The sequence below is a fragment of the Mesorhizobium sp. WSM4311 genome (assembly GCF_002295115.1).
Classification (GTDB): Bacteria; Pseudomonadota; Alphaproteobacteria; order Rhizobiales; family Rhizobiaceae; genus Mesorhizobium.
The window spans coordinates 157,164-170,945 of sequence record NZ_NSFV01000001.1 but is presented as its reverse complement, the minus strand read 5'-3'; the positions used below and the strand labels follow the sequence as shown (position 1 = coordinate 170,945).

Below are 13,782 nucleotides of genomic sequence, written 5' to 3'. Positions count from 1 at the left end.
TTCAGAACGTCTGCCCTATGCCGGCATAGATGCCGAAATGCGGATCGCCGGGATCGCGGTTGAGCGGCACGGCCGCATCGATGCGCAGTGGCCCGAACGGCGTGACGTAACGCAGGCCGACACCGGCGCCGACCTTGACGTCGGAGAAGTTGGGAACCGACTTGGTCGACACCGTGCCGGCATCGACGAACGGCACGATACCGATCGTATCGGTGACGGCTATGCGCATTTCGACCGAGGTCTCGAAGAAGGACAGGCCGCCAATCGGCTGGCCGGTGAAGTCTTTCGGGCCTATGCCCTGATAGGCATAGCCGCGCACCGAACCGCCACCACCGGAGTAGAAGCGTCGGTCGGCCGGAACGTTCTGCAGCCCGGTGCCGACGATCGAGCCGACGGCGACGCGCTCGGCCAGCACGAATTTCGAGGCCGTGTCCAGCGACTGATAGGCCGATCCCTCGCCCTTCAGCTTGAGGAAGGCCGCACCGCTCAGAATGTCGTAGCTCGGCTCGGCATAGGCCAGCACCCGGAAGCCCCTGGTCGGGTTCAGCCTGCTATCCCTGTTGTCATAGACATATTGCAGGGGAACGCTGGCGATGAGGTAGGTGTGCTTGCCGAACGCATCCGTGATCCTGGAATAGTCGAGCGCCACTTCCGCCGAGACCGTCTGCTTCTTGTCGAGTTCATAGGACAGGCCGGTGCTGCCCTTGACCGAGAAATGGTCATACGCATCCGGATGCTCGAGCACGGTCTTGAAGCTGGCAAAGAACTTCGACGCCGGCCCGATCACGCCGGGTTTCTCGAACATGATGCCCGCATTGTAGTTCAGCTCGGACAGGTTGTTGCTGCCGATGCCGCTGATGGCGCCATCAATACGCAGCTTTTCCGCGTGACCAAACAGGTTGCGGTGGCCCCAATAGCCCTCCAGGCCCAGCCCTTCCGTGTTCGAGAAGGTGCCGCCAAGGCCGAAATAGCGCGGCTTGCGCTCGCTGACCTGGACGCCGATCGGGATGTTGCCGTCGGCATCGAGCTTGTCGGCTTCCTTGAAGGTGACGCTGTTGAAGACTTCCAGCGCCAGCAGCCTGTCGCGTGCGTCGCTGATCTCCTGCGGCGAATACTGCTTGCCGCGTTTCAAGCCCGTCATGTATTCGGTGAAATCGCGGTCGACGTTCTCCGTGCCCTCCACCGTGGTCGCGCCATAGCCGGCGACCGGTCCGGCCGCCACCGTCAGCGTCACGTCGAGCGTCGAGGTGGCATGATCGGCGACGATCTGCCGGTCGGTCACCTTGGCCAGCGGCCGGCCCTGCTCCTTCAGCGTCCGCACGATCAGCGCCTCGGCCTTGAGCACCGCCCCCGATCCGGCGTCGCCGCCCGATATCAGACCGTAATCGGCGCTCATCAGCCCCGCCGCGTCGCCCTCCAGCCTGATGTCGCCGAGGGTGAATTTCGGGCCGGCGGCGATATTGATCGCCACCGGAATCGGCTGCGGACCCTGGAATTCGGCATCCGGCGGCAAGTCGTCGAGCGGTTTGCCGTCGATGGTGATGGTGACCACGCCTTCGTAGCGGGCATCGGCGTAAAGGGCGGCGACCAGTTGTTCCCTATCGCTGCGCGCCTTGGCCATCAGCCCGAGCGAACCGGAAACCGGCCGATCCTCATCGCCCTTCAGCGCCGAGGCGTTTTCGAGCTTCTTGACCAGATCCTTGTCGGCATCGGGCGCTGTGATGGTAACGGCATAGCGCAGCGGATCGACGATATCGGCGTCCTCGTCGTTGGACGATCCCCACAGCTTGATGCCGAAAAGCTCGAAAGCGGCCGCAGACCTTGATTCGGCGGCCAGCGCGGTCGCGCACATCATGGCCAAGAGCAGGACGCGCGGAAGCACGCGCCCTGGCGCGGTCCCTCCTGACATCTGCTCTTCATGCGCCGGCATTAAGACAACCTAGGTTACAAAACTAAAATTGGAATGAAGTTCTGAAGCGCTCGTAAAGGGGCCACAATCCAATTGTCTGAAATAGGACGGGCTTGGAATTCACACCTTTTGCGTCGCCGCAAGAATGCGTGATCCCCTGTCCTATGGAGGTACTACCGGTCATCGGCCGGAAAGGAAACCGTTGGCAGGCGGAACCCTGCCGCGTCCTGAGTTGACAAGCTTGACTGGAGCTTGAACATGCCTGGACGTCTGCAATTGTCTGGAGGGTGTAATGGCAATGCGCGCGGCTCGTGGTCTGTCAATCCTGATCCTTCTCTTCTTCGCCTGGGCCAATGTCTTGGCCTGGAATGGTGTCGCGCAAGCGGCCGAGGCCCGGCGAATCGCAACGACGGACAATTCCGACTATTTCGGCTTTGATCTCAGATCCGATCAGAATGTCACCCTCGACCAGTGCAAGACGACATGCCTTGGCGATCCGGCCTGCCGTGCCTTCACCTACAACACCAAGGCCAAATGGTGCTTTCTCAAATCCGACTACAACCAGCTCAAACCATTCAACGGCGCGGTCGCCGGCAAGGTCGTCAACATTGACGGCGATCCCGATATCGGCGCGCCGCCAGAACTGACCTTCTTCCCCAACTGGATGGCCGACCAGGCCCAGCAGTACCGCAACAGGCTGCTTGGCCCGGCCTTCGACAAGCCGACCGAAGGCATGGCCGCCCTGATCAACTCGGCCGAACAGGCCGTGCTGACCGGCAACCATCGCTCCGCCATGCAGAAATACGAGGCCGCGGTCTCGGTGATGCCCGATGATGGCCAACTCTGGCTCAATCTGGCGCGTGAAACGCTGGCTGTGCAGCCCGCCACCAACACCTCCGAAGCGTCGACCTTGCCGATGAACGCCACTTCGGCCGCCTTCAACGCCTATAAGTTGTTACGCACCACCAAGACGCGCGCGGACGTGCTGGCGCTGCTTGGCGCCGGCCTCGACAAGCGTGATCTCTACCGCCCGGCGCTGCAGGCCTATGAGGCGAGCCTTGCGCTGGTTGCGTCGCCGGCCGTGCAGGCCGACTATGCCGATCTCAAGGCCCGCAAGGGTTTCCGTGTCGTCGACCACAGCGTCGATGCCGACACCAGCGCGCCCCGCATCTGCGCGCAATTCTCCGAGGAACTGGTCAAGACCGGCGTCGACTACGCGCAGTTCGTGACTGTCGACAACGCGCCGCCGAAAGGCGTCGAGGCCAAGGACAAGCAGATCTGCGTCGAAGGCCTCGAACACGGCCAGCATTATGACGTCACCTTCCGCGCCGGCCTGCCGGCGGCCATCGGCGAAGTGACCGCCGCTCCCGTGGTGCTGTCGATCTATGTGCAGGACCGCGCCCCGTCCGCCCGCTTCACCGGTGACAGCTTCGTGCTGCCGGCCGGCGCGCGCCGCGGCATTCCGGTCGTCACCGTCAACATGAACGCCGCCGAAATGAAGCTCTACCGCATCGGCGACCGCTCGCTGGCGCAGCTTCTGTCGGGCTACCAGTTCCTGCACCAGCTCGACGGCTATGACATTTCCAACATTTCCGAGCAGATGGGCGCGCCTGTCTGGCAGGGCAAGCTCGACATCGTCAACGACCTCAACAAGGAGGTCACCACCTCCTTCCCGGTCGACGAAGCGCTGCCGCAGCGCAAGCCCGGCGTCTATGTGCTGACCGCGCAGGCCGTCGACGGCAAGGGCGACGACTACAATTCGCTGGCCACGCAGTGGTTCGTCGTCTCCGACATCGGCCTGTCGACCTATACCGGCCAGGATGGGCTCAATGTCTTTGCCCGTTCGCTGGGCTCGGCCAAGCCGATAGCGGGCGCCGAATTGACGCTGGTTGCCCGCAACAACGAGATTCTCGGCACCGCGACATCGGATGCCGACGGCCACGCGGTCTTCAACCCCGGCCTGACGCGCGGCGACGGCGGCATGGTTCCGGCCGTGCTGATGGCCAAGCAGGGCGACAATGATTTCGTCTTCCTCGACATGTCCAAGGCCGGCTTCGACCTGTCGGACCGCGGCGTCACCGGGCGCGCGGCGCCCGGCGCGCTCGACGTCTATGCCTGGACCGAACGCGGCATTTACCGCGCCGGCGAGGATGTCCATGTCGCCGCCCTTGCCCGCGATGGCGCCGCCAAGGCGGTAGAGAACCTGCCGCTGACCTTCATCTTCTCGCGTCCCGACGGCGTCGAGGACCGCCGCATCGTCAGCGACGGCGCTTCGGCCGGCGGCCATGCCGTCGACCTGCCGCTCGAACCCAACGCCATGCGCGGCACCTGGTCGGTGTCGATTTACACCGATCCGAAGCAGCCGGCGGTCGCCAGCCAGATGTTCCTGGTCGAGGACTTCGTGCCGGATCGCATCGAATTCGACATGAAGGCCGACAAGCAGGAGATCGAGCGCGGCGAAACCGCCAACATCAACATTGACGGCCGCTTCCTCTATGGCGCGCCGGCGGCGGGCCTGGCGCTGGAAGGCGAGCTGACGCTGTCGACGGCGCGCGACTGGGACCGCTTCCCCAACTTCTCCTTCGGCCTCGCCGATGAGCAGTCGGCTGAGCCCACGGTGACGCCTCTGACCAACCTGCCGGTGGTCGGCGATGACGGCAAGGCGACCTTCCCTGTTACCGTCGATCAGTTGCCCTCGACCACCAAGCTGGTCAACGGCAAGGTGACGGTGCGCATGCGCGAAACCGGTGGCCGCGCCATCGAGCGCTCGCTCGACATCGGCATTCGCCCGCAAGGCCATATGATCGGCATCCGTCCGGACTTCGCCGACGAAGAAGTGCCGCAGGGCGGCACGGCCAAATTCAGTCTGATTGCGGTCGATCCGGCCGGCAAGCGCGAGGCGCTGACAGGCGCGCAGTGGACGCTGGTCAAGGTCGAACGCAATTACCAGTGGTACCGCTCCAACAATTCGTGGAGCTACGAGCCGGTGACCTTCACCAAGTCGATCGCCAATGGCCAGATCGACCTCGGGGCCGATGGCGACGCCACCGTTTCCGTTCCCGTCGATTGGGGCCAATACCGGCTCGAGGTCGAAACCTCCGATCCCGAGGGACCGGCCACCAGTTATGAGTTCGACGCCGGCTGGTATGTCGCCTCGACCACCACCGAAACGCCTGACGGCCTGGAGATCGCTCTCGACAAGGGCAATTATGCCGCGGGCGAAGTGGCCAAGCTGAAGGTCTCGCCGCATTTTGCCGGCGAACTTCTGATCAATATCGGTTCCGACAAGCTGTTGAAGACAATCACGGCCACCGTCCCGGCCGGCGGCAGCACCATCGACATTCCCGTCGGTGACGATTGGGGCGCCGGCGCCTATGTCACGGCAACCCTGTTCCGGCCGGGCGATGCGCAGGAGACGCGCATGCCGGCCCGCGCCATCGGCGTGAAATGGCTGACGGTGGATCCGGGCGCCAAGAAGCTCGCGGTCACGCTGACGCCGCCGGACAAGACGATGCCGCGCCAGCAGCTGTCGATCCCGGTTTCCGTGGCCGGCGTGCAGCCGGGCACCAACGCCTATGTCATGGTTGCCGCCGTCGATGTCGGCATCCTCAACCTGACCAACTACAAGGCGCCCGACCCGGAGAACTGGTTCTTCGGCCAGCGCATGCTGGGCATGGAGATCCGCGACATCTATGGCCGCCTGATCGACGGCTCGCTGGGCACCACCGGCAAGCTCAGGAGCGGCGGTGACGGCGCCAACATGCAGGCGCAAGGCAGCCCGCCCACCGAAAAGCTGGTCGCCTTCTTCTCCGGCCCGGTCCAGCTCGACGCCGACGGCAAGGCACGGATCGACTTCGACATCCCGCAGTTCAACGGCACCGTGCGCGTCATGGCCGTCGCCTGGACCAAGGAAGCGGTCGGCCATGCCCAGTCGGATGTCATCGTGCGCGACCCGGTGGTCATCACCGCCGGCCTGCCGCGCTTCCTGGCGCCCGGCGACAATGCCGTGATGCGGCTTGACGTGGCCGACACCGACGGCCCGGCCGGCGACTATGCCTTCTCGATCGACACGACAGGCGACCTGTCGACCGGCGACAAGCCCTTGCCCCAGAAGCTGACGCTCGCCCAGGGCAAGCGCCAGACGCTGACCGTGCCGCTGATCGCCAAGACACCGGGCAATGCCTCGCTCACCATCAAGCTGGCGCACGCCGACGGCACCAAGGTCGAGCAGACGCTCTACGTGCCGGTGCGCCCGGCGCAATTGCCGGTCACCACGCGCCTTGTGGTCGACCTCAAGGGCAATGGCGGCGCGCTGCGCGTCGACAAGGAACTGCTGGCGGCAAGCCTGCTGGAAGGCGCTACCGTCAGCGTCGGCGTTTCGCAGACGGCTGCCTTCGACGTGCCCTCGCTCCTGATGACGCTCGACCGCTACCCCTATGGTTGCGCCGAGCAGACCACCAGCCGCGCCATGCCGCTTCTCTATGTCAACGAGATGGCCTCGGGCGTCGGCATGGAAAGCGACCCCGACCTGCATGGCCGTATCCAGGATGCCATCTATAAGGTGCTGAGCTACCAGTCCTCGAGCGGCAGCTTCGGCCTGTGGGGCCCGGGCTCCGGCGATCTGTGGCTCGACGCCTATGTCAGCGAGTTCCTGACCAGGGCACGCGAGCAGAAATACGACGTGCCGGCTCTTGCCATGAACCAGGCGCTGAGCAATCTGCAGAACTCGCTCGGCTACGACCAGAGCGTACAGGACCGCGGCAGCGAGATCGCCTACGCCCTCTACGTCCTGGCCCGCAACAAGAAGGCCTCGATCGGCGATCTGCGCTACTACGCCGACACCCAGCTCGAAGCCTTCTCGAGCCCGATGGCCGTTGCCCAGCTGGCGGCGAGCCTTGCGCTCTACGGCGACACCCAGCGCTCGGAGGCGACCTTCAAGACCGCGCTGCAGCTCGCCAAATCGAGCACCGACTACGACTGGTACCGCTCCGACTACGGTTCGGCGCTGCGTGACGGCGCGGCAATGCTGTCGCTGGCGGCGGAATCGAAGCCGGTTTCGTCGGTCGTGCCGGAGCTGATCAAGCTGGTGACCCGGCAACGCGCCGAAGTGCGCTGGACCAGCACCCAGGACGATTCCTGGATGCTGTTGGCGGCCCGCGCGCTGAAGGAGGGCAATGATTCGATCACGCTCTCCGTCAATGGCGCGCCGCATTCGGGTGGCTATTCCAACCAGGTCAACGGCTCCGAACTGGTCGAAAGCCCGCTCGAAATCGCCAACACCGGCAAGACCCCGCTGCAGGCCGTCGTCACCACCGTGGCGTCGCCGATCCAGCCAATGCCGGCCGGCGGCGACGGCTTCACCATCAGCCGCACCTACTACAAGCTCGACGGCACCGAAGCCAATGTGACGGAGGCAACCCAGAACGAACGCTATGTCGTCGTGCTCAAGGTCACCGAGCAGAACAGCTGGCCGTCGCGCCTGCTGGTCACCGACCTGTTGCCGGCCGGCTTCGAGATCGACAATCCCGGCCTGGTCTCCAGCGCGCAATTGACGAACTTCTCCTGGCTGGCGCAGACCGACGCGGCCCATCTCGAATTCCGCGACGACCGTTTCGTCGCGGCGTTCAACCCGGCCGACGGCGATCACGACCACAATCTGACGCTCGCCTATGTCGTGCGCGCGGTGACGCCGGGCACCTATGCCCATCCGGCGGCAACCGTGGAAGACATGTACCGGCCGCAATACTCGGCCCGCACCGCCACCGGCATGATGGAAATCAAGGCGCCGTAAGGTGCCTATCGTGGCGATCATGCAAATGGCGATGGCGCTAATGACAGCTTCCTCCTCCCCGTCACCATACGGGGAGGTGAACCGTGGTCCGCGCAGCGGACGAAAAGCCAACTGCTTGGCTTTTCGAACGGCGAACGCCCGAAGGGCCGTCGTGCCGGCAGCCGGATGAGGGGCGGCGCCATGCTCTCGCAAAAATTGCTCCGTCGCGCAGCGATCGCCGCAGCTTCCTGCGCCGGCATTCTCGCGGTGTCCGTCGCCACCCTCTGGGAACTCGACCGCGCCTTCCCGCCGCCGCTGCCGGCGGAACTCACGGTCTCGACCGAAGTCCAGGACCGCGACGGCCAGCTATTGCGCGCCTTCGCCACGCCGGACGGCTACTGGCGGCTCGAAACCCGGATCGACCAGGTCGACAAGCAGTTCGTCGACATGCTGGTCACCTATGAGGACAAACGCTTCTGGGACCATCAGGGCATCGACGTGCTGGCGCTTTGCCGCGCAGCCGGCCAGTTCGCCGCCAGCGGCCACATCGTCTCTGGCGGCTCGACCCTGTCGATGCAGCTGGCCCGTCTGATCGAGCCGCGCGAAAGCCGCAGCCTCGGCTCCAAGATCAAGCAGATACTGCGCGCCATCCAGATCGAGCGGCGGCTCTCCAAGCGCGAGATCCTCGAACGCTATCTGACGCTGGCGCCCTATGGCGGCAACCTCGAAGGCGTGCGCGCCGCCTCGCTTGCCTATTTCGGCAAGGAGCCGAAGCGACTCACCGTTTCGGAAGCCGCCCTGCTCGTCGCGTTGCCCCAATTGCCGGAGAAGCGCCGGCCCGACCGCAACCTCGCAATCGCCCATGCCGCCCGTGACCGCGTACTGACCCGCATGGTCTCGTCCGGCCTGATCGGCGAACGCGAGGCCGCGCGCGCCGCCCTTGACGACGTGTCGGGCCTGCGCCGCGCCTTGCCGGCGCTTGCCCCGCACGCCGCCTATGCGATGCTGCCCAGGGCCGTTCCCGGCGAGCCGCTCAAGCTGACGATTCGCAAGAGCGTTCAGGAAGGACTGGAACAGGTGGCCAGGGACGCCGCGACCAAGCTCGGACCGCGTCTGTCCGTCGCCATGGTGCTGGCCGATTCCCGCACCGGCGACATTCTGGGCGAAGTCGGCTCGGCCAATTTCTTCGATGCCAGCCGCTCGGGTTGGATCGACATGACCAAGATCGTGCGCTCGCCCGGCTCGACGCTGAAACCGTTCATCTATGGCCTCGCCTTCGAACAGGGGCTGGTGGCGCAGGAAACGCTGATCGAGGACAGCCCGGTCGATTTCGGCGGCTACCGGCCCAAGAATTTCGACATGGGTTATCAGGGCGATGTCAGCGTCCGGCAGGCACTGCAATTGTCGCTCAACGTGCCGGCGATCCGCGTGCTCGATGCGGTCGGCCCGGCGCGGCTGACCGCGCGCTTCCGTCAGGCCGGCGTCAACCCGATCCTGCCGGTCAACGAGGCGCCGGGCCTGGCCATCGGCCTCGGCGGCGTTGGCGTCACGCTGCGCGATCTCGTCCAGCTCTATACGGGGCTCGCCAATGGCGGCAAGACGCACACGCTGCATGACGGCACCGAGCCGACGAATGCCGAGCGCACCACCGCCATCATCCTCAACGACCAGGCGAACTGGCAGATCATCGACATCTTGTCGGGGGTCAAGCCACCGGAAGGCGCCTTGCAGCGCGGCATCGCGTACAAGACCGGCACCTCCTACGGCTACCGCGACGCCTGGTCGGTCGGCTTCGACGGCCGCTACGTCTTAGGCGTCTGGGTCGGTCGCCCGGACGCCAGCGCCGTGCCGGGCCTTTCCGGCTATGTCTCGGCCGCTCCCATCCTGTTCGAGGGCTTTGTCCGCTCAGGCCTTGCGACCGTGCCGCTGCCGGGCAAGCCGCCCGGCGCCTTCACCCCCAAGCGCGAGGAGTTGCCGGTGACGCTCGCCCGCTTCGGCGCTGGCGCCGATGGCCTGGTGCAGGCGACGCCGACCGAGCCCGCGCCGACGATCATCTTCCCGCCGGACGGCGCCCGCGTCGACCTCGCCACGAATTCCGCCGACGCCACGCCGCTGGTGCTCAAGCTGCAAGGCGGCCGTGCGCCGTTCCGCTGGCTTGCGAACGGCAAACCGCTGGTTGGCATCGACCGCCGCCGCACCGCGACCTGGCAACCGGACGGCACCGGTTACTCGACGCTGACCGTGATCGACGCGGCCGGGCGAGCGGCCAGCGTGAAAGTGTTCGTTGAATAGAGTGAGCCAGGCGATTCTGCGCGTTGGCTTTTATGCGCTGACGGTTGTCGCTTCCGTTCTGCCGGCACATGCCGATGCCCTCCCCGCCGGCTTCGTCCGCCTCGTCGATATCGCCCCGTCCATCCGCCAGGACATCCGCTACGCCGGCGCGGACAATTTCCTGCACCGCAAGGTGACCGGCTACGACGCACCACTCTGCATCCTCACCTCGCAGGCGGCGCAAGCTCTTGCCGGCGTCCAGCAGGCAATCGCCGCTCGAGGCCTGACGCTGGTCGTCTTCGACTGCTACCGCCCTGCCCGTGCCGTCGCCGACATGGGCGACTGGACGCGACAAGGCGGGCCGCCCGATCCGCAATGGTATCCCGGGGTTCGGCGTGGCGACCTCATCGCCAAGGGCTATGTTGGTGAGTTGTCAACCCATTCGCGCGGTTCGACCGTCGATGTCGCGATTGCGCGGGCCGACGGCCCATCCGTCGCCAAACCCGCCTGCGGCGCCATCGATGCCGATACGCTCGACTTCGGCAGCGGTTTCGACTGTTTCGACCCGACGAGCGAGACGGCGCATCGCCCGCTCGGCAATGAAGCGACAGCAAACCGCAAGCTGCTCGTCGAGGCCATGCGTGCCGGCGGTTTCAAGAACTACGCGCGGGAATGGTGGCACTATACGCTCCGGCATGAGCCCCTTCCCACCCAGCGCTTCGATTTCCCGGTGAGCGCCGAGTGATTTGCCGGACCATGCGGCCTTGCCTCGGCACCGCGCATCCCTAGTTAGGACCTCGAATCCGCGCCGGGCGCCGACGAGGAAAATATTTCCCGATGCGGCAGGAGATCGTCGAAGATTTTCTTCAGGAGGGCAAAAAAGGCAACATTCGATGCATCTAATTTCTATCAATTCGCTAGATTTGGCCCGGGTTCAACGGAGGCAGAAATGACCAAACCTCATTTCCGGAAACTGCTCGGCGCACTGGTCGCCACATCTGTCCAGTTCGGCACGCTCGGTTTCGCGTTTGCCGACACCACCATCCTCAACGTGTCCTATGATCCGACGCGTGAGCTCTACAAGGCCTATGACGAGGCCTTCGCCGCCCACTGGAAAGCCGAGACCGGCGAGGCGATCACCATCCAGCAATCGCATGGCGGATCGGGTGCCCAGGCCCGCGCCGTGATCGACGGCCTCGACGCCGATGTGGTGACGCTGGCGCTCGAGGGCGACATCAACGCAATCGTCTCCAAATCGAAGAAGATCAATCCCGACTGGCGCAAGAAATTCGAAAACAATTCAGCGCCTTACACCTCGACCATCATCTTCCTGGTCCGCAAGGGCAATCCCAAGGGAATCCACGACTGGAGCGACCTGGTCAAGGACGGCACCCAGGTGATCACACCCAATCCGAAGACCTCCGGTGGCGCCCGCTGGAACTATCTGGCCGCCTGGGCTTACGCCAACGCCCATGATGGCGGCGACGAAACCAAGACCAAGGAATTCGTCGGCAAGCTCTACGCCAATGCCCCGGTTCTCGACACCGGCGCGCGCGGCTCGACCGTCACCTTCGCGCAAAAGGGCATCGGCGACGTGCTGATCGGCTGGGAAAACGACGCCTATCTGGCGCTCGACGAATTCGGTGCCGACAATTTCGAGATCGTCTATCCGCCGACATCGATCCTGGCCGAGCCGCCGGTGGCTATCGTCGACGCCAACGTCGATGCCAAGGGCACGCGCAAGGTGGCCGAAGCCTATCTCGGCTGGCTCTATTCCAAGGAAGGCCAGACGATCATCGCCAAGAACCACTATCGTCCGGCCAAGCCCGAACTGGTGGCGCCGGCGGATCTGCCCAAGACCCCCGACATCAAGCTGATCTCCATCGACGATCCGCTTTTCGGCGGCTGGAAGAAGGCGCAGCCTTATCATTTCGGCGATGGTGGTATATTCGACCAGATCTACAAGCCGGCCCAGTGAGGTTGGGCAGAGCCCGAAGAAGCCCGTGAATGCGCTTCTTCGGCGACAATCTGGTTGAGTGAGAAGGGACGATCCAGAACTCCATGACCACAGCACCCGCTCAGGCGGGGTGGCGATTCAGGCAGCCGAGTGTCATTCCAGGTTTCGGATTGACGCTCGGCTTCTCGCTTGCCTACCTCACCCTCATCATCCTCATTCCGCTGTCCGGGCTGATCTGGCGCTCGGCCTCGCTCGGCTGGGCTGAATTCTGGGCGATCGCCAGCGACCGCCGCACCATCAATGCGCTGGAAATCAGCTTCGGCACCGCCTTCCTCGCGGCGGCCGTCAATGTCGTCTTCGGCACGCTGGTCGCCTGGGTACTGGTGCGCTACCGCTTTCCCGGCCGCCGCATCGTCGACGCCATGGTCGATCTGCCCTTCGCCCTGCCAACCGCGGTCGCCGGCATTGCGCTCACCACGCTGTATGCGCCGAATGGCTGGATCGGCAAATTGCTGATGCCGCTCGGCGTCAAGGTTGCCTACACGCCGCTTGGCATCGTCGTGGCACTGGTCTTCATCGGCCTGCCCTTCGTCGTGCGCACGGTGCAGCCGATCATGGAGGAGATCGACAGGGAGGTGGAGGAAGCCGCCGCCACGCTTGGCGCCAACCGCTTCCAGATCATCACCCGCGTGCTGTTTCCAGGCCTGGCGCCGGCCATCATCACCGGCTTCTCGCTGGCCTTCGCGCGCGGCGTCGGCGAATACGGCTCGGTCATCTTCATCGCCGGCAACCTGCCCTACAAATCCGAGATCGCGCCGCTGCTGATCGTCATCCGGCTGGAGGAATACAATTACCCGGCGGCGACCGCGATCGCGGCGATCATGCTGGCTCTATCGTTCGTCATGCTTCTGGTCGTCAATCTCGTGCAGACATGGAGCCGCAAGCGCTATGGCTGATCCCGAAATCAAATCCTACGAACCCTACCATGAGAGCCGCTCGGCGGCGGTGACGGAAAGCCGTCCCGCGCAAGCCGTGCTGATGGCGATCGCTTTTGTCTTCCTCGGCGTCTTCCTGCTCTTGCCGCTGATCATCGTCTTCCACGAGGCGCTGGCGAAAGGCATCAGTGCCTATACGCTGGCATTGGGCGAGCCGGACGCTCGCTCGGCCATCCGTCTGACGCTGCTGGTCGCAGCGATCTCTGTGCCGCTCAATGTCGTCTTCGGCATCTCCGCTGCATGGGCGATCGCCAAGTTCGAGTTCAAGGGCAAGGCGTTTCTCACCACGCTGATCGACCTGCCCTTCTCGGTCTCGCCGGTCATCTCGGGCTTGGTCTATGTGCTGCTGTTCGGCGCGCAAGGGTTGCTCGGTGAGTGGCTGAAGGCGCATGGCATCCAGATCCTGTTCGCCGTGCCTGGCATTGTGCTGGCCACCGTCTTCGTCACCTTCCCCTTCGTCGCCCGCGAACTGATCCCGCTGATGCAGGAACAGGGCAATGGCGACGAGGAGGCCGCCCTTTCGCTCGGCGCCAATGGCTGGCAGACCTTCTGGTATGTCACGTTGCCCAACGTCAAATGGGGCCTGCTCTACGGCGTACTGCTTTGCAACGCGCGCGCCATGGGCGAATTCGGTGCGGTGTCGGTGGTGTCGGGCCATATCAGAGGCCTGACCAACACCATGCCGCTGCATGTCGAAATCCTCTACAACGAGTACAATGCCGTCGGTGCTTTTGCCGTCGCTTCACTGCTTGCCGGGCTGGCGCTCGTCACGCTGGTCTTGAAAACACTGCTCGAGATGCGCTACGGCGCCGAACTCGCCGCGACGCGCGGACACTGACTAAATGCATGTCGCCCAAAAGTGGGAGCCGGTTTTGGGACA

The 13,782-nt window shown here is 64.6% G+C and carries 7 protein-coding genes; 6 read left to right on the top strand and 1 reads right to left on the bottom strand.

The window, feature by feature from the left end:
• Position 1: 1 nt before the first annotated feature.
• Positions 2 to 1,930 (bottom strand): autotransporter assembly complex family protein, encoded by a 1,929-nt coding sequence (locus CK226_RS00885; protein ID WP_095790765.1) that lies wholly within the window; start codon positions 1,928 to 1,930, stop codon positions 2 to 4.
• Positions 1,931 to 2,201: 271 nt separating this feature from the next.
• Between CK226_RS00885 and CK226_RS00880 the strand changes: the two genes are divergently transcribed.
• The 6 genes from CK226_RS00880 (at position 2,202) to cysW (ending at position 13,740) form a co-directional block, all read left to right on the top strand.
• A complete protein-coding gene (locus CK226_RS00880; protein ID WP_095790764.1) occupies positions 2,202 to 7,700 on the top strand; it encodes an alpha-2-macroglobulin family protein in 5,499 nt (1,832 codons plus the stop codon).
• Between the two features lie 165 nt (positions 7,701 to 7,865).
• Entirely contained in the window at positions 7,866 to 9,971 is a 2,106-nt protein-coding gene (gene pbpC, locus CK226_RS00875; protein WP_095790763.1) for a penicillin-binding protein 1C, read from the top strand.
• Positions 9,964 to 10,695, top strand: coding sequence for a M15 family metallopeptidase (locus tag CK226_RS00870; RefSeq protein ID WP_095790762.1), 732 nt, complete (start codon positions 9,964 to 9,966; stop codon positions 10,693 to 10,695). Before pbpC ends, CK226_RS00870 begins: the two co-directional genes overlap by 8 nt.
• A gap of 204 nt (positions 10,696 to 10,899) precedes the next feature.
• Positions 10,900 to 11,928 (top strand): sulfate ABC transporter substrate-binding protein, encoded by a 1,029-nt coding sequence (locus CK226_RS00865; RefSeq protein ID WP_095773866.1) that lies wholly within the window; start codon positions 10,900 to 10,902, stop codon positions 11,926 to 11,928.
• Positions 11,929 to 12,011: 83 nt separating this feature from the next.
• The gene (cysT, locus tag CK226_RS00860) at positions 12,012 to 12,863 is read left to right on the top strand and encodes a sulfate ABC transporter permease subunit CysT (RefSeq protein WP_095787685.1); all 852 of its coding nucleotides are present in this window, start codon (positions 12,012 to 12,014) and stop codon (positions 12,861 to 12,863) included.
• Complete coding sequence (gene cysW / locus CK226_RS00855; RefSeq protein ID WP_095773864.1) at positions 12,856 to 13,740, top strand: sulfate ABC transporter permease subunit CysW; 885 nt, start codon at positions 12,856 to 12,858, stop codon at positions 13,738 to 13,740. Before cysT ends, cysW begins: the two co-directional genes overlap by 8 nt.
• Positions 13,741 to 13,782 lie beyond the last annotated feature (42 nt).